Below are 25809 nucleotides of genomic sequence, written 5' to 3'. Positions count from 1 at the left end.
TTAGAGACAGTTCATAACGAATTTGCGCTCATATTGGAGCGTGGATAGCTCTAACTTAATCGCGCTGCTTGCTGTTATTTTTTAAATTTTGTTAATATATGTAGGCCATAAGCAAAAATACCATAGCCTGTTAAAGTACGTAATAACCATTTGAATGTACTGCTACTTAAACATTTTTCATTTAACATCATAGCTGGTACAAGCGTACTTATCGTATATAACCCTAATACTTTTAAATAACGTTTATTCAATACACTCACCTCTTTTCACTTTTATTATAACTAAAAGCTAAAGTGTACAAGTGTTTCAATTCTTACATATCTATGACTATTTATTTTTTAAAAGTGTTTCTAAATTATCAAATGTGCTATTCATACCCGCTTCTACACCCATATCAAGTAATTGTTGTGCTGATTTAGGATCTGGTAGTTCTGCAGTGGATATAATACGTGTTGAATTCTCACCTTTCTGTTCTAATTGAATGACATTACGCATACTAGCCATATTTTTATCAATATTACCTTCTTTATCAGTAAAGTAATCGTTATAATCAATTAAATAAGGTGCTTTGACTTCATTATACTTTGTTAATGTATAACTTGTACCTTGATCAGTATATATTGCAAAAAACGCTTGACCTCCAGTCACAATATTAAATTCGAACACTTTTGTTGTTGCACCTTGAGGGTGAAACCATTGTTCAAATAAAGACTGCTCAGTATATGCGTCAAATATTTCTTCTGCAGTTGCTTCAAAATCTCTTTTAAATATAATTTTATTTTCATTTACTTCTATACTCACTTAAAACGCTCCTTTTTATTCATCATTCATAATTACATAAGATGTCACTGTTTTAATTTTGGCATTTTTACGATTGCTTTCAAACTCAATAAAATCCGCAAAGTAGACTGCTGTGCCATCACTATTTAACTGAGTACCATGCATTGCACCAAACTTTCCGTGTGTTAAATTATGCGTCACTTCTATTCTTTTAATATCTACTTTATGTGCTTCAATTTCATTGTGAAATTCATCTAAACTGTTCAATTCAAAAGCACCAGGCACTTGCCACTTGAAATTTGACACAACTGTTTGTGATAACTTATTCTTATCAGCTAATGCAGATCCAATTAGAAAATCTAACATGATTCGCCGTTTGGGTGCATTATCACACCCTAAATCTCCAACCATTTCAAATGGAAATTCTGAAGCCGCTTCATTTTTAAATGATAGTCCTGCTTCTGTTAACGCATTTTCTAATATGCTGATCGCTTTAGGTCCTACGCCATGAGTATCTAATATAGTAGTTCGTTCATATTTTGCTAATTCTTCTAAAGTATTTATACCGATCGAAGCTAACGCATTCGTTGCTGGACGACCAATTTTAGGTAACATTGTTGCCACTGAAATCCCCCTTTTTAATACTTTATACCCGCATAAAAAGATTTTAAATTTTATATAACAAAAAAAGATCCAAGACAAACATCAGTCTTGGACCTTTTTACTATAATTTTTGTTATTAATCTTCTAATGCAAATTCAAGGCTTACTTGGAAGTTTATATCCTTACCAATCATTACGCCACCAGTTTCAAGTGGTTGGTTAAATGTCACACCATATTTTTCACGGTTAATTGTGCCATTAGCGATGAATCCTGCTGTTGTAGCTCCATTTAATGGGTTTTTACTTTGACCTTCATATGATAATTCAAAAGTTTCTTCTTCAGTTACATCTTTAATTGTTAAATTACCAGTAACTGAATTTCCATCTACTTTTGTTACATCAAATTTAATTTCAGGGTAGTTTTCAACATCTAAGAAATCACCACTTTTTAAGTGATTATCACGATCACCAACGCGAGTGTCAATTGAATCTGCTTTGATTGTTAAACCACCTTTAATTGTACTTAAATCATTTAAATCTCCTTCAAGTGAAGCTTCGAATTCATTAAATCTACCTTTTATATTTGAAATCACCAGGTGTTTAACTGAAAATTCTACTACTGAATGTGCTGGATCAAAATTAAATTTTGTCATAAAAATTCATACCTCCAAATTATTAACTTTCTATTGATACATTTATTATATCAGGTATATTTTATATATCAATAGAAAAGCTCATATTTGTGTTTCTATGAAAAATATTCCCGTAAAACAAAATTTTACTCATTATCTATATAAATAATTAATTTCACTTAAATCCACACATTGATTTAGACTTTAATGTGCTAACATTTCTTTTTTAATTTGTGCTTTTGTTAATTCACTTGAGTAATATGTTGGCCAATTGTCTAATTCTTTTAATACTTTTTGTTTATTATCTCCCATAAATATATGGAAATGTTCTGCTTTTTTAGGTGCAATATTATGATCGCTAAATTGTACATATTTTGGTAAATCTTTATTATCGCCTACTCGTTTAAATGAATATCTGACACCTCTATTACCTTTTTCATATTTCAAAATATCTTTCCCATCGTATTTGTATTGGCCAGTTAAGGTCTTACCGTCTTTTTTAAAAGTAATCGTATCCTCCGTAATATTTATATTACTAATATTTGTCTTATATCCTTTTTGGTAATATGCTTTATATTCTTTTGCAGTCATTTGATTATCTTCTTTTGCTTTGTGTTTCATGACATCATCTAACGTGCCATCTTTTAAAAACGGATAAACTGATTGCCATTCTCCTTCATAATCAGTTAATTTTCTATCTTTTACTTGACTATCCTTAAAGTAGCCATCAGCAATTGCTTTTTCATGTTTATTATGTGCGTGTTCATCATCTGTTTTAACATTGTCATTTAATGCCATATCAAGATGTTTTATATTTTTTTCCATTAGGGATTGATATGTCAGTTTATTATCTTCTGCTTGTTCTTTTGATAATGACTCCATGTTATTAAACTTCAATGGTTTTGCTTTTGTTTCTTTGCGAATCGTATCTGTGACTTTATTAGAAACATTGGCTTCATACAAAATGTATTTTGCGCATGAATCATTAATCTCTTTCACAATTTTTGCTAATGCTTTTTGAGATGGATCTTCAGCATTCATGTTTTGTATACCTTTTTGTACAAATCCATATCTTTCTGAAAGATAACCAATAGATTCATGTGATATATATACGGTATTACCTTGCTTATCTTCAGTGATGTTTTGCATTTTTTGATCTATGCCCATCAAATCTTCTTTCAACTTATTATAGTTCTTTTCATAATAAGATTTGTGTTTAGGGTCTTGCTTTATTAATTTATCTTTGATCTCTTTTGCAAAGACTTGATTAAATTTTGGGTCTAACCATACATGAGGGTCATAGCCGCCATGATGATGTCCATGTTCATGATGGTGACCATGTTCTTCATGTTCTTCGTCGTGTTGATCAGTTAATAATTCGCTTTTATCAATTTTATCTCCTAACGATACCTTTTTATCATCCTTTTTAATTGTTGCTGCCACTTTTTTAGCAATAGGATCCAAATCGTCACCTGTATACAGGAACATATCTGCTTTACTCGCATTCATAATATCTTTTTGTGTTGGCTCATATGTATGTAAATCTGCACCAGTAGGATAAATAGATTTAACTGAAACATACTTTCCACCTATTTGATTGGCAAATGATTTTAATGGAAATACAGTAGTATTAATTTTTATTTTGTCATTATCTTTTGATTCGTTAGACTTTGTGGCACTACAAGCAGTAACGATGATCGCTAATATAATGACAAATGACAGTATGTATATTGACTTTTTCATTCTTATTCCTCCTTAGATAGTAATCATTACGATTTAAAATTATAACTGTACTTTTCAAGATATGCAATACATATTTTGATTTTTTTCGTAATTGTTTCGATTTAATAAGTTAGTCCTTCTTTTTCATATAAACTAAAAAAGCCCGTTCCTAAATGTTTTATAAAACGTTCAGGAACGGGCTTTTGATATTAAAGTTTAAATCTAAATTTTAATATTTAACTTTCTTCAAGTATTTTTTTATAGTTCTTATATTTATACGGGTCCTCTACTTTTTTACCTGCTACAAAAACTGTAGGTGCTGTTTCAATATGGTTTTCTTTATATTGTTTTTGATCTTGTTCGGCTGCTTTCCATGATTCACTATCTTTTGTTTTATAACTCGCTTTTATCTTTTCTTTTTTACCATTTGAAATTTCCAATAGATTTATTTGTTGATCAACGAGTTGTTCGGTAATCCATTTTTTTTCTGAGTTCGGTTGTTGCTTAAACATTAACTTTTGAAATTTTAAATATTGTTTAGGTGCATATTGCCTTACTGCATGACCTGCCCTTGAACCTATAATTGAATCTTTTCCTAAAAATGCCATATTAACAAATTGATAATCTACTTTTTTCGTATCAATATATTCTTTTTTTAATTTAGGCATAATATGTTCTTCTACTTTTTTACAATATGGGCACTTAAAATCACCATACTCAATAATTTTAATCTTTCCACCTTTTCCATATTTGTCATCTTGATGTACATTTTGATTGGCATTCGAACATGCGGAAACAAAAATGACTACTGCCATTAATAACAAACTTAACCAACATTTCTTCATTTGTTAAAAACACACCTTCTTATCTTGTTTTATTCTTCTAAGTTCATATTTTCTTCTTTATAATCCGCATCATGTGCATGTGAATATGATTTTGAATTAAAGTTTTTTAAGTAATGTGCTTTACCATCTGTTATTTTATATGTATAAAAATGAACTTCATCATCATCTTTTAATGGTTTATAAGCAATAGTCACATATTTACCTTTGTCATACACATAGATATTCGCATTCTTTTTTTCAAACTTAGATTCCACATCGCCATTTTGCTTATCAGCTAAAATCTTTTGTTGTTTTTTCTGTTGATGCACTGCTTTGTCAATCTCATCAGCATATTTCCCACTACTGCACCCAGCTATAATGATTATTGAAATGAACACCATCGTCATTAATTTTTTCATATTTACACTCCTAATATTACTTCTCATATCTAATATTATTTAACCATAAGTTTTATCTTACAACGAAAATCTTTGATGTGCTAGAACTATAACATTATTTTTATATTTATATAAAAACACTTCCGAAAAATTCATTCATAAATGAATTTAACGAAAGTGTCATATTTACCGTGAAAAATTAAATTTTCACCTATGGTACAACTTTATCCTAGCTATAACTCAATTAATTTCATTTTCATCATATTAGTGCCACTTTGATTGCTAATGCACCGTAATTAAGTTCATCTGTTTGTGAATAAATTTGATATATAGCCGCTAATTTTTGAGAAAGTTGATCATCTGCTTTCGCTCCAACTTCTTCATTTGTATATTGGTTCAACAGTGACTGAAACGAAGAAAACACTACAATTTCCTTAACTTGGACTGTTAATGTTTCTTCATTCATTAAATTTTGGAATACAATATAATCGCCGCTTTTAATTTCTTGTCTTTTTTCATCATTCAATCTAATTTCAATCGTTTTGACTTCGTTTTTCATTAATTGAAAAGGTTCATTATTTAAATGCATCGAGTGTTCTATAATCCATACGCTCCATTCATAATATTTATATTGATATCAAAGTATCATAATATTAATATCATTTACAAGACAATTTCGCTTAATGCATTACAATGTCGCAAATTTAATTATTCAGCATTTTTTTCTTCTAATTTAAGTTGTCTTTTGCTTTTTAACATAAACACACTGATTAAACTAATAATTGATATAATGACTGCAAACCAAAAGGCACCGTGATACCCACTTAGCAATGCTTGATGTTGAATTTCTGCTGTCATTTGTTTTTGGCTCATATCTTTAAACTCAGACATATTTGGTGTGTAGTTTTTAGCAACCTGACTCATAATTGTAATCAAACCTGCTGTACCAATTGATGCAGATATTTGTTGTATAGTATTTGTCATCGATGAACCATGGGCATTCATTTCTGGCGCTAATTGATTCATTGTATGTGTCATTAATGGCATTAAACCAAGTGCGATACCAATCATACGAATAGCATATACAGTAGCTAATATCGCTGATGAAGTATGTTCATCCATGATTACAAAATAAGAAGTTGTTACAACTACAATAAACATACCAATGAATGCTAATATTTTAGCACCATATTTTTCATAGAGTAAACCTGAAATCACTGACATAATCCCCATTACGATAGCTCCAGGTAATAAAATCAATCCTGATTGAAGTGCTGAGTCATTCATAATATTCTGCACAAACATCGGTAACACTGTTTCAGAACCAATCATTGAAATCATGGTAAAAGCCATTATGATAATACCTACGGCAAATTGACTATCTTTGAATACTGAAAAATCAAGCAGTGGATTTTCCAAACGTGTTTGACGAAATATAAAAGCAGCAACTAAAATAATGCCACCAATTACAGTAGTCAATACAATTGGATCGTTCCAGCCATCACGAGAAATTGAACTTGTACCGTATAGCAAACCACCAAAACCGAACACAGATAAGATTATTGATAAAATATCAATACGTGTCTTTCGATTAGTACCAACATTTTTGACGAATTTAAGTGCACCAATGAAAGTAAGTGCAGCTATTGGAGCAACGACATGGAATAATGAACGCCAATTTAAATACTCTACTAAATAACCAGACAGTGTCGGACCAATTGCTGGAGCTAAACCAATCACCAAACCAAAAGTCCCCATATATTTACCTCTTTCATGAGGTTCAAATACATCTAAGATCGTCGTCATCATCAGTGGCATCATGATACCAGAACCAAGTGCTTGAACAATTCTTGCACTTAATAAAACAGAAAAGTTTGGACTAAATCCTGCAATTAAAGTCCCGATAAAAAAGATAAATATTGCAGTTAAAAATACTTTTCTTGTTGAGTATCTTTGAATAATCATTGCTGACAATGGGATTATTACACCATTGGTCAATAAAAAGGCCGTAGTAAGCCACTGTACTTGTGTGTAATCTATTTTAAAATCTTTCATTATGCTTGGTAATGCTGTAGTTAATAAGGTTTCATTTAATAATCCAAAAAATCCACCACACAACATCATCAAAATCATTATAATTTTCGTCTTTTGATCCATTTTTGTACTCCTATTTTCTATTAATTTATCAACTCTTTTTAGTCGCATTTCTGCATTATACATATTTTAGTTTAATTTATCATTAAAAATACTTAAAATATTAGTTTTATTTTAATCTTTTATTTTGAGAGATTTAAAAAATAGTTATAAATCGTAATAATTACTATTTATATTTCAGGTTTTTTCTTACATAATATCTATAGATAAAGGAGGTCCTCACCATGAAATTAGATTTACAAACAGCACGTCGTAATTTAAATAGTCCTAATATTAAAACACGGAAACGTGCACGCAAAATTATCCAACAACATAAGCGAAATAAATAAAAATAGAAGTAACACTTCAAAACCAATGGTAATTTGTTTCTGGTTTTGTCGCATTACTTCTAAAATGTGGCTTGATTCCTGAAAATATACATTTATATACTTCAGGATCAGCCATTATTTTATTTAAACGATTCATTATCTATTTATGAGGTCTTTTTTTACTTACATTTATTGAAAAACTATAAGTAATATTTATTTATTACTTTTAAATCATCTGTTAAATCATAAATCAAAGGCGCTCCAGTTTTAATTTCATATCCTACAATATCTTCATCTGATACATCTTCTAAATACTTAATTAATGCACGTAATGAATTTCCATGTGCAGAAACAAGCACAGTTTTTCCATCTAATAACTGTTGTGAAATTTGGTCGTTCCAATAAGGAATCACCCTAATTAAAGTGTCTTTCAAACTTTCTGATTCAGGCATAACTCTTCTATCTAAATGTTCATATTTTCTATCATTTAAATAGTCTTTTCTTTGTTCTTCACTTTGTTCAGGTGGTGCTATGTCATATGAACGTCTCCATATATGTACTTGTTCTTCTCCAAATTTTTCTCTTGCTTTATCTTTGTTTAAACCTTGCAATCCACCATAATGACGCTCATTTAAGCGCCAAGATTTAATAACAGGAATAAATAACTGTTGAGATTCATCTAATAAGTGAAATGTAGTTTTAATGGCGCGTTGTAATAAAGACGTAAAGGCGATATCAATCTCTATACCCTGTTCTTTTAATTTTTTTCCCGACGTTACTGCCTCAGTTCTTCCCTGTTCTGATAAATCTACATCAGCCCAACCTGTAAATAGATTCTCAGCATTCCAAACACTTTGTCCATGTCTACATAAAATTAGTTTTGGCATAATATTCCTTCTTTCCATTGAATAAAATTATATTATCACCCGTTTTACAAAAATATTACAGTGATATACAGATATAAATCTTGTTACGACAATACTTATCTATAATTTCTCATGCCATACATTAAAATTATAACAATTTACACTTAATTTTGAAATGATTGTATTCATTTATTCATAAATGACTTTTTATTTTTATTTTACTGTAACCTGTCTATAAAAAAATGATGTTATAGTTGTAAACGTTGATAAACCGAGCAATACGACAGACAAAAATAAGCACTTTTAAAACAACTATGCAGATTAACAAATACAATTTGAAATTATTTAAAACAAACAATTATTAGGAGGATTTTTCAAATGAAAAAATTATTATTAGCTTCATTCGCATCAGTAACAATCGCTACTGCTGGTGTTGGTTTAACTTCAAATACATCTACAGCTGATGCTGCAGAAACTACTCATGCAAACAATGATGTATATAGTGAATTTATTGCTGCTGGTGGTACAAAAGCACTTTGGGATAACATTGTAATGCCAGAATCAAGCGGTAACCCAGATGCGGTGAATGAATTAGGATATAGAGGTTTAGGACAAACGAAGGAAGCTTGGGGTACTGGATCTGTAACTGAACAAACAAAAGGTATGATTCAATACGCTGAAGAACGTTATGGCTCAATTGATGCAGCAATTGAATTCCGTGCTGCAAATGGTTGGTGGTAAAACGAATTTTATGCATTTCTTCAATATGTAAAAAAATAAAGCCCCACTTCTCAATTTATTGAGTTAGTGGGGCTTATGCATGGGCTGAATCTCAGGTGTTCCTCTATATTTTTTTTAAATTCTAGTCATTCTTGCCAGGGTGGAGCAGTGAAATCTTTTTGATAAAAATAGATTTCTGTTCCACTCGTTTTTTTACTATAAAATAAGCTAATAAAATTTCAGTTTATACATCAATATTCATTAAATACCTTAATTCAGGTTATCCATTAGTAGTTTATTAACTTAATATGAATATAAGTCATGATAATAATCAAAATTATTTACTTTCTCGACATCTTAGTTACTGTATTGACTGTGGCTCAGGATGCACATAAACTGAAGAAATGCCTTTGCTATGCATATGTTGTTCTACTTTGTCGCAAATGTGATGTGCTTCCTCTAAAGACAAATCTGATTTTACTACAATCGTTACATCTACAAAAACACTACTACCGTGGTAACGACCTTTAATATTTTGTACTTCTATTACATCTTCAATTTCTAACACATAATTTTTATAAGCTTCTAATTCTTGCTCGTTAAAACCGTCACTTAATGTAAAAATTGATTCTTTAAAGATACCAAAACCAGTATATATTATAAGTAAGCCTAAAATAATGGCTAATATCGTATCAATGATTGGAAATCCAAATTGTGTAAATACTAAACCAATTGCAGTTCCTAAACTCACTAACGCATCCGACAAATTGTCCTTAGCTGCAGAATTCAGAGAACTACTTTGGGTATGATTAGCAATTCTTTGATTAATATAAAACACAGCTAGCATAATCAAACCACTAATGACACTGACATAAATATTTATAATATTAGGAGTATGATGTTCGTTTGTGAATAATTCAGGAACATTCTCTATAATGACTTGAATACCTACAAACATTATAATAAATGACACGAGTAATGATGATATATTTTCAGATTTCAAATGTCCATATGGATGGTTTTGGTCTGCAGGTTTAATAGAAATTTTCAACCCAATAATTACGGCCAAAGAAACAATAATATCTGTCATGTTATTTAAACTATCTGCTTTTACAGCTGCAGAATCATATAAATAACCTACAATAAATTTAGTCACTGATAATATGATATAGACGATTAAACTTAAAAAGGCACCTTTTTGTGCTGTTTCCAATTTTTCTTTTTGACTCATCTTACGTTCCACCTTCAGTATGATTGAATACTTATTATGACTCAATACAAACATATTTACAACGATTTTTATTCAAAAATTATTTAATATAAATAAACTAATTATTTTTTTAGCCAATCCTAATATTAATTATAAAATTGAGCAAAAATAAGAGACCAAGTTTGAAACAAATCATATTTTTGATTCCGAAACTTGATCTCATAAAAATAACTATATTTAAAATGTTGGTCTATTAATCATTTAACTAATCTCTCAAAATATATTTAGAGAGCACAAATGTTATAGGTATCGTAATGATAAGCCCTGCAAAAGGTGCTATCACAGATGATATACCAAACCATTGTACAAAAATGTACAATAATAAAGTTTGCATGCCCATATTGACAACTTGAGTTAATGGAAACTTTAGGAATTTACTCCAAGTTGGTGTCACTTTATAAACAAAGTAACAATTTAAATAATAAGAAATAACAAAACTAATGATAAATCCACTGATATGACTAACTAAATAATTCATTTCTAATAACTTCAATAAACAAAGATAGACAATGTAATAATTTAAAGTATTCATACCGCCTACAATCACAAATTTAATCACTTCATAGTGTGTTTTAGTCAAATTCATTTTTTACTCCTTAGTAAATTTCCATGTCTTTTTGAATAATTGCTATTAAAAACATATTATTAACGCGCTATATCTAGTATAATACTTTATCATATAAATGTATGTTTTGTATTATATTAATAACTACAACGAGCTCAATTAATATGCTCGTTTTTAAGTATACATGGTATTTAATATATTACTTCTATAAGTAGTTACAAAACGAGATAACATGTTTATAATTAAGCATTAGAGAGTATTTTAAAGGAGTTTCAAACATGGACAAGATTTCAAATCGTCAACTGCCAATTATGGTCATTATTGTGTTAGGTATCATGACTACATTTGGTCCTTTAACCATAGATATGTATGTGCCATCATTACCGAATGTGCAACATGACTTTAGTACATCTGTATCTCAAGCACAGCTTACTTTATCATTTGCAATGATTGGTCTTGCTATTGGACAATTTATATTTGGACCTTTGTCTGATACATACGGACGAAAAAAAGTTGCTTTATTTATCATTTCAATCTATGCGCTCGCTTCTTTACTGGCGGTTTTCACAGCTTCCATGGGTGTCTTACTCACTTTGCGACTAGTTCAAGGTTTAACTGGCGGAGGTGCAATAGTAATCGCCAAAGCTACTATGGGAGACCAGCATGAAGGAAAAGCATTAGCTAAAGGACTAGCAGCATTACTTGTAATTAATGGAATCATTACGATTATTGCGCCAATCATAGGTGGATACGCACTAACGATATCCAATTGGAAAGCAGTATTTGTAATTCTGACCATCGTAAGTGTTATTATTTTATTTTTGTCGATTCGCCATTTAGAAGAAACACATCAACCAAACAGAGCAAAACTTAATTTCAAAGTTATTTTTAAAGATTTTGCTCATTTGTTAAAAACGCCTGCATTTATTATTCCAATGATTTTACAAGGCTTAACGTACGTAATGTTATTTAGTTTTTCATCTGCGGCACCGTTTATTACACAAAAAATTTATGACATGACGCCTCAGCAATTTAGTTATTTGTTTGCTTTTAACGGCATTGGCCTTATTATTATGAGTCAACTTACAGCCTTACTTGTGGCATATATAAATCGCTACTTTTTGCTAATTATGTTAACAATCGTTCAAATAATTGGGGTTGTACTTATTATTGTGGTATTAACACTGCATTTACCATTATGGGTATTAATTATCGCATTCTTTTTAAATGTATGTCCTGTAACAGGTATCGGACCTTTAAGCTTTGCATTAGCAATGGAAGCGCGTACTGGTGGTAGTGGTAATGCTTCCAGTTTACTAGGTCTATTTCAATTTATACTTGGTGGTATCATGTCTCCATTAGTAGGATTACAAGGTGAATACAGTATCTTACCATATACGATTATTTTACTAATCACTGCAGTGCTAATCATTGGGTTAGAAATTGGGTTAAAGTCGTTTCTTATTAATAAGCATATAACATGAATTAAAGCTTAAAAAATACATTCAAAGCATTATCAACATTCACAATTAATTTAATAACATATGTATTGATTTGGAAAACTTAGGTTAAAAAATTAATATAGACGCCGCTAAATTCATGTTTCAACATGCCATTTAGTGGCGTCTTTTCTTTTGCTTGCTCAATATACCAATCTATAAAATACTATAAACACAATAAATGTCCAATTCTACTTGACTTGAAATAGAAATGGGCGATTACATGACACAATTGTGTTTATATTTCTAACATCGTTGATTTCAAACTTCTATTCTACTATTTGATTGGAAACCAAATTTCAGTAATATAGTCGTTTGAATGTAATTCACCTGGTTTATACAACTCAAAAAAAGGAGCGCTTCGCAATTCATAATCTAGAGTATGTAAGATTTTTCTATGAATGGTTTGCATTGCTTGTTTAATCGATTCTGGAACTGGACCTTTGGCATCAAATACTAAGTATCTGCCTTCTACTAATTCTACTTGTTCCCAATCACTTTGCGTTTCCTCATTTGTCACACCTATTAAATAATGCATTTCGCCATTTTCTTTAGGAAGACAAACACCTAATAACCCTTCGAGGTATTGATTACTTTGTGATATCAAGTGATTTTTGTAACCCATTGCTTCAAATTCCATCCAAAACTTAAAAATATTTTCTTGTGCTTTTTGTCCAGTTGCATATGCTCTTTTTACCCCTACAACTGGCACTGGAATGTCGGATAATGTTTCTATTCTATAATCCATTGTTTTCAACCCCTTTCGCACATTATAACCATTTTTATTAAAATATATCTAATATTAACTATGATTTAAGCATCTTTGTAGTCACTTAAATCGATATAGATATATAATAAAAGCAATCATCAATGTTAATAAATCTTTAATATTCGATACAGGAGTCTCTATCTATGAATAAAAAATTATTAGCCGTTAAACCAATTAGCCAATTGTTCCCGATACCTATGATTATGGGGTGCGAAGGCATAGCAAGTGCAATGATATTACAATTCAATAATCACAAAATACCAGCAACACATATCATGAAACACTGGCCGAAACACGCAAATAATCCATATAAAGGCTATGTAGGTCATCACTTATGGGTAAAATGGGGTGGTTATCATCAAACGATTTTCCCTACAGCCTTAGCACCCTATTTACAAACGTATGATAAACGTATTGTTAATAGTACTGGGAAATCACTGGCTTCATTATGTGACGTCATTGATAAAGGGCAACCTGTCATCATTTATCACACTGTTTTAGGTCAAAAGCCTTTTAGCAAAACATTTAAAATTGATAATGCACATCATCAATTGGTATCAAACATTCATGTTACCGTGCTGATTGGTTATGACGATAACCATTATTATTATATTGATCCATTATGGTCTAATTTATGGAAATCAATTATTATACCTGCTATTTTTCCGAATAAATATCAAATTATAAAAATTAACAAACAGAAATTAGAAAGCAGTTATAATGCTCCTGGACGTATGAGCATTCATTTACAAAAATGATTAATTAATTTCTATTTTGTGTAACGCATGGTTGATTTCCTGTTCTATATCTGGTGTACGCCATTCCCGTTGATAGCCTAAACACGGACAAATATATGTCACGTTGTTTTCTTCAAAAACATTTCGAAAATGAACATGGCCCATAATACTATATCTAATATCATATTGGGTATAAATTTCATCAAAATCCGAAGTACCTATAAATGCATTAAAATAATCAAATATTCTATGTGGCATTGGTACTGCGAATTTACGATGAGTCACGATGTGTGTCATTAATATAATTTTTTTATCTTTTACTTTTTCAATATCCTTCATCGCTTGTTTGGCCGCTATCATTGATAATTTTTGGTCTTCAATTTGCCAATCTATTTTCACTTTATCTTGCCAAGTAGCGCCATAATATTTCCTACGTGCAATGCGTTCCAAAGAGAATTTAGAGTGTGCATATGTATAGTCATACCAACCTGTATTACCTACAATCGCCCACGCTTCATTTATGACAAAAGGATCATCTATTAAGCAATTATCCATTTTGATATAAGTATCCAAGATTTCAGAAGAAGTCGCCCCAGTATCCGTTGACCAAAAATCATGATTTCCCGGTACAAACAGTACTTTTATCATTGTTTGTATCTCGATTTCCTTCACAAATGATTGCGTTAACTTATAATGATTTGAAACATCTCCAGCGATAAGTAATAATTCAATTTTTTGTTGCTTAATTACTGTAACTAATGCCTGTTCATAATCTTTGGGCGTTAGTTTATTATGTCTATCGATATGTAAATCTGAAATCATGCCTATTAACATATTTATCACATTCCTCTACTCGTTTAACAATTTCATTATGACACAACTTCACTTTATTCTTTAAATGTTCCGCTTGTATTCATATAAGTTTCGTTCAGCAAATCATTCTGTATATCAAACATACCTGTAAGTCATTCATTAAAATGTTTTTCGAAATTATTTAAATAATATTTAAAAATTGTATGCAATTGTGTTAAAGTTACATTGTTCAAAACCCGAGCAGGAGGAAATAACATATGAAGAAAAATTGGATTGTCTTAATGATGACGATGCTACCTTTACTTTTAACTGCTTGTGATTATTCAAAACAAGAGGATAGAAGTGGCTGGTTTTACTTTATTTTTGTAAAACCCATTGATATGTTTTTGCATGGATTGGGAAAGTTGTTTAACGACAATTATGGGTTAGCCATCATCATGATTGTACTGACCATACGCCTTATCTTAATGCCGTTTATGTTAATACAAGTTAAAAACATGCATCTGATCAGAGAAAAAACAAAGATAGTACAACCGCAAATTGATAACATCAAACAACGCGTAAGAGATGCGCAAACACAGGAGGAAAAACGTGAAGCTAATAGAGATTTGATGACCACTTATAAGCGTTATGACATTAATCCAATAAAAAGCGTTATCGGTTGTTTACCAATTTTAATACAGTTGCCCATATTATTTGGTTTAATCGTGACACTTAAATTTCCTAGCAGTGGTGGAATAGATCAATTCCCTCATTTTTTATGGTTCAATTTAACAAAACCTGATTTATGGATGTCATTAATTGCAGCTGCTATTTATTTCATACAACCTCTTGTAAATGCAATGCATTACCCTAAAAATCAACGCAAAACATATTATGTGATGATGATATTATCACCTATTTTTATAACTTACATATCTTTACATTCTGCAGCAGCACTTGGTTTGTATTGGACATTTAGTGGTTTGTTTTTAATTTTACAAATGCACTTTGCTCATTCATATTACAGTAAACAAGCAAAACAAGAAGCTTTAAAACTTGCGGATTCTCTCAATTAAACAAATATTGACTAAACAATGAGTCATGTTACTTTATTGAATTGTAAAATGCTTTCATTTACTTGTAATGAATTCAAAAATTTCTTTTACACATCATTAGATGCTATAATATTTACAATTTGATAAACAAAGGGGGAAGATGTATGGAGTTTACAATAAGAGCATTAACTGAAGCAGATAAGTATGGTAAAGCACTTGTCCACTATGAAAGTTGGTTGGAAACTTATGACCATTTATCTAAAAATAATTACTTAGAAAACCTAGACAAAGCTCAATTTATCAGAAAGTCTTATTTGCACAATGTTCCGACATTAGTTGCCCTCGTCGAAAACGAAGTAGTAGGTTTCATATCTTATGGCAAAACGGAATCCTCATCTTCTTCTGACGACTGGAGTGAAATCTTCGCACTTTATTTATTGGAAGATTATCAGCGTCATATGATTGGTTATGCACTTACACAACGTGCCTTGGAATTATCTTATCCTGACAATGTAACCCTATGGGTAGTTGAAGAAAATAAAAATGCAATTCATTTTTATGAGCAAGTTGGATTTAAGTTGAGCAATGATAAACAAGCTACTTATTTTGGAAAAACTTATTATGAAGTTCGTATGAATTATTCAAGAAATGAACACGATTATTAAAATAACAAGTTACGACTTTATTACTACATTGTTTTACGCACTAAAAAAAGCAATGACACCCGCTATCATCATAGTATGTGTCACTGCTTTTTTATTTTAATATATGTTCTAAAAATAATTTAATGCGTTTCACCTAAAGCAATTTTAATGTCCTCATCTGATTCTATAATCGCTTTGAGAGCAGCTTCCAAACCTTCTGCAATCGTTTGAATAGACATGGATGGTTTTTCAGGTTTGTCTGTGACTTGTTGAGGAATAAAAGGCACATGTATAAATCCAAATTTAATATTTGGAAATTGTGTTGCTTGTAAAAATCCAAGTTGATACAAAATATGATTACATACAAAAGTACCTGCTGTATTAGACAATCTCGCTGGTACCCCTGCAGACTTAATCGCCTCTGTCATACGTTTAACTGGTAAATTGGAAAAATATGCGGCATCGCCTGATGATTGAATAACTTCATCTATCGGCTGGTTACCTTCATTATCAGGTATACGCGCATCATCAATGTTTATACCTACACGTTCTGGCGTCAATTCAAATCTTCCACCTGCTTGTCCAATTGCCAATACAACATCATATTGTTCTTGTTTTAATTTATTAACTATAGTTTCTTTGCTTTTATTAAAAACTGTAGGTATTTCTATCTTATCAATCTGATGTGTTTCAATTTCATTTGGCAATAATTTAACAGCTTCCAATGCTGGATTAATCTCTTCTCCACCAAAAGGATCAAACCCTGTTACTAATATTTTCATCATTAACATCCCCTTTTCATTTTTTAATTTATACTTTTTACATTTTAAAACGCCCAAACATACATTAATCCTATATGCACCAAAATTAATATAAGTGCAATGGGCGCTTGCGCTTTAATCACGCCGAATTCTTGTTTCATTTCTAATAAAGCAACTGGTAAAGTATTAAAATTAGCTGCCATAGGTGTCAATAATGTACCACAAAATCCACCAGTCATAGCCAGTGCACCGGCTATAACAGGATCTCCACCTTGGGCGATAACAAATGGAATACCGATACTCGCTGTGATAACGGTAAATGCAGCAAATGCATTACCCATTAACATTGTAAAAAGCACCATGCCAATGACATATGCTGCCGCACCTATAAGATGATTGCCCTCTGGTAAAAAAGAGGATATGCCTTTGGAAATAACATCCCCCACACCACTCACTGTAAAAAGTACGCCTAATGCAGCCAAGAACTGTGGTAGTATACCAACTGTTCCAATTTGTTGGGTTAGACGGTCACTGTCGTAAAGTATATATTTACCATTTGGCTTAATAACAATATATGCAGCAAGTAACCCTAATATCGAAGAAACACCTAAACCTATTGCTCCTCCTAATGGTGTCCAATTAGAAACGATAATCGCAGCTATAGCTAAAACAATAGCGGGGATAAATAATTTATTTCCATATTTTTGTGAACCTAAATTTCCCTGTGCTTCGTTGACATCTATAATATTTTTAATAACCACTTGTTTACATAGCGTTAATATTCCCATAACTATGATAAATATGCCATTGATTACGTTAGGTATATAAGGACCGGCAATAAATAAAATAGCTAATAAAATCCAAAATAAAGCTGTACCATATTTTTTGCTATTTGTTGATGCTTTTAACACGCGATATGCCGTATAAAGTAATTGTAAACCAATTAATATGTAAAATAGTTCTAAAATTTGATTTAATGTATGCTCACTCATGTCTTTCCACCTGCTTTTTACCGTATTTCCGATCTAAATATTTATCAAATCTAATATTATTTATCCACACAATAAAAAAGACAATAACAGCTATAGGTAATGACGCTAATACAAGATCAATGGCATTCACTTTAATATCTAAAGACTGAAACGTACCAACCATTAACAATACACCTGCTGCCCCTACAAACAAATTTTGACCGAAGAAATTACCATAATTTTCCATCGCAGAAGTCTGCGCTTTAATCTTTTCGATATCCTTTTCGTCTACTTCATGTTCTTGCAAATGATAGCGTGTTCTTAACGCACCCTGTACCATTGGATTAATCAATGGACGTACAAACTGTGGATGTCCTCCGATACGTATTGATGCAACACCCGCTAATTCTCTAATGAATAAATAGATAGTCATCAATCGCCCACTCGTAACTTTATTCACCTTACCGATCATATTCGAGGCCTGCTTTTTTAAACCAAAACGCTCAATTAACCCCACCATAGGTAATGTTAAAATAAAAAGTGTAACTAAACGATTATCAACAAAAGCTTTTCCTAATGTTTCAAGAATAACGTACAAATTTAAACCTGATACAAGTCCCGTCGCTACAGCGGCGATTAAAATCACAGCAATCGTATCAATCTTGAATAAAAAACCAAGTACTATAATTAAAATTCCAATCAATTTTAACCATTCCATGTTATCTCCACCTTTCTTCTTTTATATTAAAGGTTTACTTTTTTTAATACAATGAATTTTCAGATAATTTTTATACCCTAACAACATAAACAAAAAAGTCCAAAACATCTTTTACATGTTTCAGACTTTTAATGACAACGGCTTATAAGCGATAAATTTTAATTTTTCATTTTTGGAAAATTACTTGAACATCTTTGTTAAAACACGTGTATTATACTTATTCCTCTACTACGACATTAAAGTTCGCCATAATTCATACATCTAAACACTTGCTATCTCATATCTTCATTCGCATTTAAAATGCTATAACCATTTTAAAGTGGCATCCGATTCATTACGAGAAGGTAGCAATGTTTCAATGATTAATAAAATCGTACATATCCATGCAATCACATTAAGTAAGATGGCTATGCTATTGATTTGAATCAAATCAAATGAAATGTTCATAATAATAGACACAGCTATAAGAATGATGGCAGAAGTTCTTCTTCTTCCTGCATCATAAAATCGTCGCAATGTAATAGCAAACATTGGTATAATCATTGCCAAAACAAAAATCCCAACCAATATTGACAGGATTGTAGCAACAATAAAAGCACCTGAAATAAAAGCAATAACACCAATAATAGCTACAATAAATATACTAACAATATGAATCAGCACTGGTGTCCAGAACTCTAATCTATTGGATTTACTTTGAAAATCTATATATTTTTTCCAAAAATCTTTATACGCCTCTATCATATTTGACACTCCATTTTTCAATTAAAGTTATTTAAACATTTATTATTCATAATAGCGTAATCGCACACCTTCTAACAAGTACTAGCTACATATCTAGTTTAAATATATGACTTAACTACTTTTTCTAGCACGACAGGTAATTCTATTAATGCGCTCTGCTTATGCAGACGCTCACTTAATTTATGAGCATCTTTGCCGATGGGTCCTATCAACAATGTAGGTGCACTGATGGCTTTTATTGATTCAAAAGGAATAGTGTATGTACGATTGAAATTTGGCGTATTTTGCTCATATATAACCATCTGTTCCATATCTCCATCAAACTTTAAATAACTCGTATCACTGATGCCATTAAAATAATATACTTGTTCACTACTACGCTGAAATTGTTCATTTAGTGTATGTTTCACTAATTCTATAGTTGAGGATACGTGCTTGTCGGATGAAGCATTAACAGCTGGATAATAAGGTGAAGCAAAAAAGGTCACTACAGCTGGCGCTATATTCTTACATATTTGCATCAGCTTATCTGCAACATGAATATTCTGTAAATGTAACTCTGACGTTTCTTGAAGTGTTTGATCTATAAGATTAGTGATTGCTTCTTCACCGTACTGTTTAACAGCATATTGCCTAAGTTGCTCATATGTCAGAACATTAATTTTTTTATCGAATTGGTAATCTTCTGTTTCTAATACAGATAGCCAATCCGATTCACAACGCTCAACAGCAGTGATAACCGTATTTATGAATTCTCTAAAAACATCTTTAGGTGTTTTGTTAAATAGAAAGAAGTTAAATAATCCTATGGTTTTGTATGGCGTTTGCACATCATATGTATCTTTAATATCTTTCATCATTAATGTTACAGGTACAGGTGTGGATTCATTTTCAAAATGTTCTTTTAGCTGTGTGTTATATTCTACCGCTTGTGTAATATAACTCATCATAAAGTTAGCACTCAAACCTTCAAGAGGCTGACCGACATGTGTTTCCTTTCCATAGCACAGTACTGCTGGCATGATTTTACCAATTGATCCTGAATATATATAATGTTTTTCATCTGAAGTAGCTTGCTGAAAAGTAGGTTCACTATTCAAATGTAATTGTATATCTAAATCGTAGTTAGCTTTTAATTCTGCTAATTTTTCTACCGCTTTTCTCATACCAGAAGAATTTACTTCCTCGTCTGGAACCGTAACTAAAATCAAATTAATATCCCATTGTTCAATGGATGCTAATTCAATTAAAGACATATGCAACATGAGACCTGCTTTCATATCCATAATCCCACGACCAAATAAGTAATCTTCACTAAGTAAGTCTTCTACAGCCCCTTTATCTAAATAATTTTGGTTTTCTAAAAAATACTGCTTTAATTTATCAGGATTACAAGCTAAATCATGAGCTAAACCAAATTCCGACACATCGACCGTATCATAATGACTAACAAGTACAATAGTTTTACCGGATTGGGAACCCTGATAAAAAGCAATTAATGCTTCTTTATCATCATCCGTTAGTATTTTTTGAATTTGATTGGGATTGGTCTTAAAATATTTAAGTTGAAATAACAATTGGTTTACCAGATTAGGGAATGTTTTCTCTCCTTGTGTATTCGTAATTGATTGGTGATTTACAAGTTGTTTTAGTAAAGTTAAACGATCTTGTTCATTTTGCCATAAAGTTTGCATCAATCCAGACCTACTTGTAAGCGTTTACTAAATTATAATATGATTTCCCAATGATAACCAATAATTTTACTGTACATTTCAAACTAATTTACGCATATGAGGTTTGTCTATATCCTAATTTTTTCATATATACTACTCTAAAAAATGCACCCTTCTATGCTTGATGCTTAATCTAGCATAGAGGATGCATTTCATTTTGTTATTTACTTCAAAAATCTTATTACCATAACTAATTATTAAATTGCTTTTTCGGAACTAATAACCATACAAATACAAATGCAATGATTGCTAATGCAGCATTAAACCACAGTCCATACATGGCACCAACATGAATATTGTCACGAGCTGACATAATCGTAAATATTGTCCCTGAAATAGCTACACCAAATGAGTTACCAAGTGAAGATGCCATTTTATATACACCAGACGCGACACCTACCTTATCTTCTGGCGCAGTAGTAACAGCTGTATCTGTTGAAGGTGTGGCATACATACCTAAGCCCACACCATAAATTAAGTAACCTAACACACAACTGATGACATAAACAGGTGTAGGTAAAAAGGTTAACGAGATTAATAGAATCCCTATCGCATTAAGCCCTGCACCTATAAGCATTGGTTTTTTAGGACCGATTTTCTGTAGGATTTTTTCTCCGACTCTAATCATGATTAAAACAGCTACTAAGTAAGTAATAGTCATCATACCAGATTGGAATGAGGTGAAATGTAATCCCGATTGAAAATAAGTATTCGCAACAATAAGCGTCCCTGCTACAGCATTTAGTAAAAAGTTTGACACTGTAGCACCACTGTATGCTTTATGTTTAAAAAGTTTAAAATCTATCAATGGGTTTTTAACTTTGTTTTCAAATAATATAAATACAATAATTGAAATGATGAATATCACAATTAACATCAAAATAAGCGGTGAAAAGAAACCATAATTTGAAGATTGTGTAATGATTAAATTGACACTCAGCATTGCAACTATTAATATAATTAGCCCTACAAAATCAAATTTGGCACGCTTTGATGCCTCAGTTTGAATGGCTTTCGTTTCTGGCGTGTGTTTGATTAAATACATAGACACTAAAGCTACTATTATCGAAATAATAAATATAGATCGCCATCCTACAAAGGTAGCCATGATGCCACCAAAAAACGAACAAATTCCAGTACCACCCCATGAACCGATAGACCAGTAACTTAACGCACGTTGTCGCCTTCTTCCAATATAGTATTCATTTATAATTGCTAATGTCGAAGGCATGATACATGCTGCAGACAGCCCTTGTATTGCTCTCCCAAGTACTAACAAAGGGACAAATCCTGGAATGATAATAAGTAATGATCCAAGAACGCTTAAAGTCAAACCGATATAAGTCATTTTGACCCTACCATATCGATCTGCAAGTCCTCCTGTACCTACAACAAACAAACCACATAATAATGCGGTTAAACTTACGGCTACGTTTATCGTTCCATAACTAGTTGTGAAAGATGCTTCTAATGCTGGAACGATATTAACGAGCGATTGAGCAAACAACCAAAATGTTATTACGCTTAAAAAAATACCTAAAAGAAGTCTGTTATCTCCTTCAAATGGTTGTTCTGATTCCATATTATTTTGCCTCCTAAATCCCCGTAAAACAACCATAATCATTATTAATGATTTAACTTGTCCAGCTCCAAAACATTTTCTCTTGTCTTATAATAATGATTACATGGTAAACATGACTTTTTAAAATTCAAAAATTTTTTAAAAAAGTCAATAAGATAAAAATAACATTTACTTCAATTTATTGCTAAAAAAAGAGCACACAAAGTGTATTAAGTAACTTTTTAATTATTCCACAAAATATATTGATAGCGTTTAAAAATTCTATTCTTTTCTATAAGAATAATTAATACATAATCAAAAATATGTATTATACTAGATAGACAAATTATCTATAAAGGTGTATGAGATGTTAAATTTATTTATTTTATTACTAGAACGTGTAGGTCTTATTATTATTATCGCTTATATATTAATGAATATTAATCACTTTAAAACAATGATGAATCAAAGAGATAAACGAAGTTCACAATGGCAGCTCATCATCATTTTCGGGTGTTTCTCTATGATTTCAAACTTCACAGGTATACAAATCAATGACAATGAAGTCGTTAATGGCAGTGTCTATAATCACTTAGATCCTGAGGCTTCTCTCGCAAATACGCGCGTACTTACCATAGGCGTTTCAGGGTTAATTGGAGGACCATTCGTCGCTATTTTTGTCGCAATAATTTCAGGCATTTATCGTGTTTATATTGGTGGTGCTGATGCTTATATTTATCTGATTTCATCTATATTTATTGCGCTAGTATCCGGTTATTTTGGTTATAGAGCAATGCGTGCACGTCAGTATCCTACCATAGTTAAAGGTACTATCATTGGAGGTACTACAGAAGTTATTCAAATGATTTGTATCTTAATCTTTTCTGATAATACGGAGCATGCTTGGTCACTAGTTAAATTAATTGCTTTACCTATGATTTCAATCAACTCAATCGGTACAGCAATTTTTTTATCAATTATATTATCGACAATCAAACAAGAAGAAGAAACACGTGCTATTCAAACACACGATGTTTTACAACTAGCAAATGAAACATTACCATTTTTCCGTTCAGGATTAAATGAGCATTCTGCCAAACAAGCAGCTACCATTATTTTAGATCTTATGCGTGTTTCGGCAGTCGCTATCACTAATCGTAAAGATATATTAACGCATGTAGGTGCAGCAAGTGATCATCATGTTGCCCAAAAACAAATCATTACCAATCTTTCAAAACAGGCAATACAAGCAGGTACTTTAAAAGAAGCATATTCAAGGGAAGATATTGGTTGCAATCATCCTGAATGCCCGCTTGAAGCAGCCATTGTCGTTCCATTAAGAGTCAAGAATGATGTTATTGGTACTTTAAAACTATATTTTACTAATAGGCACGATGTTTCTCATTCCGACAAACAGTTAGCATCTGGTCTTGCAGAGATATTTTCTAGTCAACTTGAATTAGGACAAGCTGAAACACAAAGCGCTTTAGTTAGAGATGCCGAAATCAAATCACTACAAGCACAAGTAAATCCGCACTTCTTTTTCAATGCCATTAACACAATTTCTGCCTTAGTCAGAATTGATAGTGAAAAAGCAAGAAAGTTACTGTTACAGCTCAGCCAATTTTTCCGCTCAAATTTACAAGGTGCACGTAACAATACGATTTCACTTGAAAAGGAATTGCAACAAGTTGAGGCTTATTTATCACTGGAACAAGCACGTTATCCAGATCGTTTTGATGTTTCATTCAATATTGAAGATTCATGTTATGGTGCACTTGTACCACCATTTGCAATACAAATACTTATAGAAAATGCCATCAAACATGCCTTTAAAAACCGTAAATATAACAATCGTATTATCGTAACCGCTTATAAAACAGCAGATGGATTATATATATCAGTTGAAGATAATGGTTCAGGAATCCCTGATGATAAAATTAATAATATAGGTAAAACACGTGTTTATTCTGATTTAGGCACAGGTAGCGCCTTAGAGAATTTAAATCACAGATTAGAGGGCTTATTTGGCATTACAGCTAAAATGCATATTCATTCCGGCAAAGAAGGTACCAACGTAAGTTATACTATTCCATTTTTCATAAGAGAGGACGAAAAACATTGAAAGCAATTATTGTAGATGATGAACCTTTAGCGCGTAACGAACTTCATTACTTATTAAATGAAATTCGTACGTTTGATGTAATTAATGAAGCAGAAAATGTTTCAGAAACATTAGAACTCTTACTTTATGATCGTTATGATGTAATTTTTTTAGATATTAATTTAATGGAAGAGAGTGGACTCGATTTAGCAAATAAAATTAACAAAATGCAAAACCCACCACATATTATTTTTGCTACGGCACATGATACTTTCGCCGTTAAAGCTTTTGAGCTAGATGCGACGGATTATATTTTAAAACCATTCGAACAAAAACGTATTGCACAGGCCATCCATAAAGTTGAAACAGCGCTCGATCACGATACTTATAAACAAGCAAATGATGTCAGCCAGCATCAAAATGATGCACACAAAGAAAATACGCCAACCTCACAAATGGTTTTACCTATTGAAGTAGATGAGCGTATTCATATCATTAATTTAGAAGATATTATTGCTATTTCTGTTAATAACGGTATTACTACGATCAACACCTTACAAGAAAATTATCATACAACTGAACCACTTAACCATTACGAAAAAAAAATTGGGGATCCTTTGTTTATGAGAATTCACCGTGCCACACTTGTTAATAAAGTACACATACAAACAATAGAACATTGGTTTAACTATACCTATCAACTTACGATGACAAATGCATTAAAATTCCAAGTCAGTCGCTCATATATGAAAACATTCAAGCAGAATATGGGCTTACTTTGAATGTCACATCGTAATTAATGCAACTCAGTATATACGTTTCGTAATTCACCTTTAAAACGACTAGTAGCAACCGTTTTCATATTATAATTAACTCA

28 protein-coding genes are annotated in these 25809 nt (G+C 31.4%); 8 read left to right on the top strand and 20 right to left on the bottom strand.

Features of this window, described 5'->3' with window-relative positions:
- Positions 1 to 74: 74 nt before the first annotated feature.
- The 9 genes from KA814_RS01675 to KA814_RS01635 all read right to left on the bottom strand — a co-directional run bounded on the left by KA814_RS01675 (position 75) and on the right by KA814_RS01635 (position 7115).
- The gene (locus KA814_RS01675) at positions 75 to 251 is read right to left on the bottom strand and encodes a hypothetical protein (RefSeq protein WP_046207579.1); all 177 of its coding nucleotides are present in this window, start codon (positions 249 to 251) and stop codon (positions 75 to 77) included.
- Positions 252 to 327: 76 nt separating this feature from the next.
- Positions 328 to 801 carry an SRPBCC family protein gene (locus KA814_RS01670; protein WP_046207578.1) on the bottom strand — a complete coding sequence of 158 codons (474 nt, stop codon included), beginning with the start codon at positions 799 to 801 and terminating at the stop codon, positions 328 to 330.
- A gap of 15 nt (positions 802 to 816) precedes the next feature.
- The gene (locus KA814_RS01665; RefSeq protein WP_037539911.1) at positions 817 to 1395 is read right to left on the bottom strand and encodes a helix-hairpin-helix domain-containing protein; all 579 of its coding nucleotides are present in this window, start codon (positions 1393 to 1395) and stop codon (positions 817 to 819) included.
- 124 nt (positions 1396 to 1519) lie between these two features.
- Positions 1520 to 2035: a YceI family protein gene (locus KA814_RS01660; protein WP_019468826.1), complete on the bottom strand. Its 516-nt coding sequence runs from the start codon at positions 2033 to 2035 to the stop codon at positions 1520 to 1522.
- A gap of 183 nt (positions 2036 to 2218) precedes the next feature.
- The gene (gene adcA, locus KA814_RS01655; protein WP_064209318.1) at positions 2219 to 3757 is read right to left on the bottom strand and encodes a zinc ABC transporter substrate-binding lipoprotein AdcA; all 1539 of its coding nucleotides are present in this window, start codon (positions 3755 to 3757) and stop codon (positions 2219 to 2221) included.
- 215 nt (positions 3758 to 3972) lie between these two features.
- Positions 3973 to 4581, bottom strand: a complete 609-nt coding sequence (locus KA814_RS01650) for a DsbA family protein (RefSeq protein ID WP_064209317.1) — start codon at positions 4579 to 4581, stop codon at positions 3973 to 3975.
- 29 nt (positions 4582 to 4610) lie between these two features.
- Positions 4611 to 4979 carry a DUF4467 domain-containing protein gene (locus KA814_RS01645; protein WP_019468823.1) on the bottom strand — a complete coding sequence of 123 codons (369 nt, stop codon included), beginning with the start codon at positions 4977 to 4979 and terminating at the stop codon, positions 4611 to 4613.
- A gap of 238 nt (positions 4980 to 5217) precedes the next feature.
- On the bottom strand, positions 5218 to 5547 hold the full coding sequence (locus KA814_RS01640; protein WP_019468822.1) for an ASCH domain-containing protein: 330 nt from the start codon (positions 5545 to 5547) through the stop codon (positions 5218 to 5220).
- Positions 5548 to 5666: 119 nt separating this feature from the next.
- Positions 5667 to 7115, bottom strand: coding sequence for an MDR family MFS transporter (locus KA814_RS01635; RefSeq protein ID WP_019468821.1), 1449 nt, complete (start codon positions 7113 to 7115; stop codon positions 5667 to 5669).
- 221 nt (positions 7116 to 7336) lie between these two features.
- Between KA814_RS01635 and KA814_RS01630 the strand changes: the two genes are divergently transcribed.
- Positions 7337 to 7441: a putative metal homeostasis protein gene (locus KA814_RS01630; protein ID WP_017722768.1), complete on the top strand. Its 105-nt coding sequence runs from the start codon at positions 7337 to 7339 to the stop codon at positions 7439 to 7441.
- Positions 7442 to 7620: 179 nt separating this feature from the next.
- Here the strand turns inward: KA814_RS01630 and KA814_RS01625 are convergent, their stop codons facing one another.
- On the bottom strand, positions 7621 to 8307 hold the full coding sequence (locus tag KA814_RS01625; protein WP_040030126.1) for a 2,3-diphosphoglycerate-dependent phosphoglycerate mutase: 687 nt from the start codon (positions 8305 to 8307) through the stop codon (positions 7621 to 7623).
- A gap of 357 nt (positions 8308 to 8664) precedes the next feature.
- Here KA814_RS01625 and KA814_RS01620 point away from each other — a divergent pair, with 357 nt between their 5' ends.
- On the top strand, positions 8665 to 9027 hold the full coding sequence (locus tag KA814_RS01620; RefSeq protein ID WP_064209316.1) for an aggregation-promoting factor C-terminal-like domain-containing protein: 363 nt from the start codon (positions 8665 to 8667) through the stop codon (positions 9025 to 9027).
- Between the two features lie 340 nt (positions 9028 to 9367).
- Here KA814_RS01620 and KA814_RS01615 read toward each other — a convergent pair whose 3' ends face one another.
- Together KA814_RS01615 and KA814_RS01610 are read right to left on the bottom strand one after the other, a co-directional pair.
- Positions 9368 to 10237, bottom strand: coding sequence for a cation diffusion facilitator family transporter (locus KA814_RS01615; RefSeq protein ID WP_019468818.1), 870 nt, complete (start codon positions 10235 to 10237; stop codon positions 9368 to 9370).
- A 244-nt stretch (positions 10238 to 10481) separates the two neighbouring features.
- Positions 10482 to 10862: a GtrA family protein gene (locus KA814_RS01610; protein WP_019468817.1), complete on the bottom strand. Its 381-nt coding sequence runs from the start codon at positions 10860 to 10862 to the stop codon at positions 10482 to 10484.
- A gap of 257 nt (positions 10863 to 11119) precedes the next feature.
- On the opposite strand from KA814_RS01610, the gene KA814_RS01605 reads away from it, so the two are divergent.
- Positions 11120 to 12325, top strand: a complete 1206-nt coding sequence (locus tag KA814_RS01605; protein ID WP_064209315.1) for a putative multidrug effflux MFS transporter TcaB — start codon at positions 11120 to 11122, stop codon at positions 12323 to 12325.
- Positions 12326 to 12617: 292 nt separating this feature from the next.
- Here KA814_RS01605 and KA814_RS01600 read toward each other — a convergent pair whose 3' ends face one another.
- Positions 12618 to 13088, bottom strand: a complete 471-nt coding sequence (locus KA814_RS01600; RefSeq protein WP_046207573.1) for a GyrI-like domain-containing protein — start codon at positions 13086 to 13088, stop codon at positions 12618 to 12620.
- Positions 13089 to 13252: 164 nt separating this feature from the next.
- Between KA814_RS01600 and KA814_RS01595 the strand changes: the two genes are divergently transcribed.
- Positions 13253 to 13867 carry a C39 family peptidase gene (locus KA814_RS01595; RefSeq protein WP_064209314.1) on the top strand — a complete coding sequence of 205 codons (615 nt, stop codon included), beginning with the start codon at positions 13253 to 13255 and terminating at the stop codon, positions 13865 to 13867.
- Here KA814_RS01595 and KA814_RS01590 read toward each other — a convergent pair whose 3' ends face one another.
- Positions 13868 to 14680 carry a metallophosphoesterase gene (locus KA814_RS01590; protein WP_046207572.1) on the bottom strand — a complete coding sequence of 271 codons (813 nt, stop codon included), beginning with the start codon at positions 14678 to 14680 and terminating at the stop codon, positions 13868 to 13870.
- A 236-nt stretch (positions 14681 to 14916) separates the two neighbouring features.
- Between KA814_RS01590 and yidC the strand changes: the two genes are divergently transcribed.
- Positions 14917 to 15717 (top strand): membrane protein insertase YidC, encoded by an 801-nt coding sequence (gene yidC, locus KA814_RS01585; RefSeq protein ID WP_019468812.1) that lies wholly within the window; start codon positions 14917 to 14919, stop codon positions 15715 to 15717.
- A 143-nt stretch (positions 15718 to 15860) separates the two neighbouring features.
- On the top strand, positions 15861 to 16361 hold the full coding sequence (locus KA814_RS01580) for a GNAT family N-acetyltransferase (RefSeq protein ID WP_046207571.1): 501 nt from the start codon (positions 15861 to 15863) through the stop codon (positions 16359 to 16361).
- A 119-nt stretch (positions 16362 to 16480) separates the two neighbouring features.
- Here the strand turns inward: KA814_RS01580 and pcp are convergent, their stop codons facing one another.
- The 6 genes from pcp to KA814_RS01550 form a co-directional block, all read right to left on the bottom strand.
- The gene (gene pcp / locus KA814_RS01575) at positions 16481 to 17122 is read right to left on the bottom strand and encodes a pyroglutamyl-peptidase I (RefSeq protein WP_046207570.1); all 642 of its coding nucleotides are present in this window, start codon (positions 17120 to 17122) and stop codon (positions 16481 to 16483) included.
- A gap of 44 nt (positions 17123 to 17166) precedes the next feature.
- Positions 17167 to 18093: a DUF979 domain-containing protein gene (locus tag KA814_RS01570; protein WP_019468808.1), complete on the bottom strand. Its 927-nt coding sequence runs from the start codon at positions 18091 to 18093 to the stop codon at positions 17167 to 17169.
- Positions 18086 to 18790, bottom strand: a complete 705-nt coding sequence (locus KA814_RS01565; RefSeq protein ID WP_019468807.1) for a DUF969 domain-containing protein — start codon at positions 18788 to 18790, stop codon at positions 18086 to 18088. The genes KA814_RS01570 and KA814_RS01565 overlap by 8 nt, the downstream gene beginning before the upstream one ends.
- A 303-nt stretch (positions 18791 to 19093) precedes the next feature.
- The gene (locus KA814_RS01560) at positions 19094 to 19534 is read right to left on the bottom strand and encodes a DUF805 domain-containing protein (RefSeq protein WP_064209313.1); all 441 of its coding nucleotides are present in this window, start codon (positions 19532 to 19534) and stop codon (positions 19094 to 19096) included.
- A 98-nt stretch (positions 19535 to 19632) separates the two neighbouring features.
- The gene (locus KA814_RS01555; RefSeq protein WP_174894783.1) at positions 19633 to 21228 is read right to left on the bottom strand and encodes a M20/M25/M40 family metallo-hydrolase; all 1596 of its coding nucleotides are present in this window, start codon (positions 21226 to 21228) and stop codon (positions 19633 to 19635) included.
- Between the two features lie 229 nt (positions 21229 to 21457).
- Positions 21458 to 22849: an MFS transporter gene (locus KA814_RS01550; protein WP_064209311.1), complete on the bottom strand. Its 1392-nt coding sequence runs from the start codon at positions 22847 to 22849 to the stop codon at positions 21458 to 21460.
- Between the two features lie 346 nt (positions 22850 to 23195).
- On the opposite strand from KA814_RS01550, the gene KA814_RS01545 reads away from it, so the two are divergent.
- Both KA814_RS01545 and KA814_RS01540 read left to right on the top strand, forming a co-directional pair.
- Entirely contained in the window at positions 23196 to 24953 is a 1758-nt protein-coding gene (locus KA814_RS01545; RefSeq protein ID WP_064209310.1) for a sensor histidine kinase, read from the top strand.
- Complete coding sequence (locus KA814_RS01540; protein ID WP_064209309.1) at positions 24950 to 25714, top strand: response regulator transcription factor LytR; 765 nt, start codon at positions 24950 to 24952, stop codon at positions 25712 to 25714. Before KA814_RS01545 ends, KA814_RS01540 begins: the two co-directional genes overlap by 4 nt.
- Positions 25715 to 25809: the final 95 nt, after the last annotated feature.

Origin of the sequence: Staphylococcus sp. GDY8P196P, assembly GCF_017891705.1 — a bacterium.
GTDB lineage: Bacteria > Bacillota > Bacilli > Staphylococcales > Staphylococcaceae > Staphylococcus > Staphylococcus ureilyticus.
Note: the sequence above shows the minus strand (reverse complement) of the source record. Positions and strands in the feature narration are given on the sequence as shown.

Coding starts and splice junctions, on each gene's coding strand:
- KA814_RS01665 (WP_037539911.1), bottom strand. CDS start 1,395: ATGTTACCTAAAATTGGTCGTCCAGCAACGAATGCGTTAGCTTCGATC.
- KA814_RS01660 (WP_019468826.1), bottom strand. CDS start 2,035: ATGACAAAATTTAATTTTGATCCAGCACATTCAGTAGTAGAATTTTCA.
- adcA (WP_064209318.1), bottom strand. CDS start 3,757: ATGAAAAAGTCAATATACATACTGTCATTTGTCATTATATTAGCGATC.
- KA814_RS01650 (WP_064209317.1), bottom strand. CDS start 4,581: ATGAAGAAATGTTGGTTAAGTTTGTTATTAATGGCAGTAGTCATTTTT.
- KA814_RS01645 (WP_019468823.1), bottom strand. CDS start 4,979: ATGAAAAAATTAATGACGATGGTGTTCATTTCAATAATCATTATAGCT.
- KA814_RS01640 (WP_019468822.1), bottom strand. CDS start 5,547: ATGCATTTAAATAATGAACCTTTTCAATTAATGAAAAACGAAGTCAAA.
- KA814_RS01635 (WP_019468821.1), bottom strand. CDS start 7,115: ATGGATCAAAAGACGAAAATTATAATGATTTTGATGATGTTGTGTGGT.
- KA814_RS01630 (WP_017722768.1), top strand. CDS start 7,337: ATGAAATTAGATTTACAAACAGCACGTCGTAATTTAAATAGTCCTAAT.
- KA814_RS01625 (WP_040030126.1), bottom strand. CDS start 8,307: ATGCCAAAACTAATTTTATGTAGACATGGACAAAGTGTTTGGAATGCT.
- KA814_RS01620 (WP_064209316.1), top strand. CDS start 8,665: ATGAAAAAATTATTATTAGCTTCATTCGCATCAGTAACAATCGCTACT.
- KA814_RS01615 (WP_019468818.1), bottom strand. CDS start 10,237: ATGAGTCAAAAAGAAAAATTGGAAACAGCACAAAAAGGTGCCTTTTTA.
- KA814_RS01610 (WP_019468817.1), bottom strand. CDS start 10,862: ATGAATTTGACTAAAACACACTATGAAGTGATTAAATTTGTGATTGTA.
- KA814_RS01605 (WP_064209315.1), top strand. CDS start 11,120: ATGGACAAGATTTCAAATCGTCAACTGCCAATTATGGTCATTATTGTG.
- KA814_RS01600 (WP_046207573.1), bottom strand. CDS start 13,088: ATGGATTATAGAATAGAAACATTATCCGACATTCCAGTGCCAGTTGTA.
- KA814_RS01595 (WP_064209314.1), top strand. CDS start 13,253: ATGAATAAAAAATTATTAGCCGTTAAACCAATTAGCCAATTGTTCCCG.
- KA814_RS01590 (WP_046207572.1), bottom strand. CDS start 14,680: ATGTTAATAGGCATGATTTCAGATTTACATATCGATAGACATAATAAA.
- yidC (WP_019468812.1), top strand. CDS start 14,917: ATGAAGAAAAATTGGATTGTCTTAATGATGACGATGCTACCTTTACTT.
- KA814_RS01580 (WP_046207571.1), top strand. CDS start 15,861: ATGGAGTTTACAATAAGAGCATTAACTGAAGCAGATAAGTATGGTAAA.
- pcp (WP_046207570.1), bottom strand. CDS start 17,122: ATGAAAATATTAGTAACAGGGTTTGATCCTTTTGGTGGAGAAGAGATT.
- KA814_RS01570 (WP_019468808.1), bottom strand. CDS start 18,093: ATGAGTGAGCATACATTAAATCAAATTTTAGAACTATTTTACATATTA.
- KA814_RS01565 (WP_019468807.1), bottom strand. CDS start 18,790: ATGGAATGGTTAAAATTGATTGGAATTTTAATTATAGTACTTGGTTTT.
- KA814_RS01560 (WP_064209313.1), bottom strand. CDS start 19,534: ATGATAGAGGCGTATAAAGATTTTTGGAAAAAATATATAGATTTTCAA.
- KA814_RS01555 (WP_174894783.1), bottom strand. CDS start 21,228: ATGCAAACTTTATGGCAAAATGAACAAGATCGTTTAACTTTACTAAAA.
- KA814_RS01550 (WP_064209311.1), bottom strand. CDS start 22,849: ATGGAATCAGAACAACCATTTGAAGGAGATAACAGACTTCTTTTAGGT.
- KA814_RS01545 (WP_064209310.1), top strand. CDS start 23,196: ATGTTAAATTTATTTATTTTATTACTAGAACGTGTAGGTCTTATTATT.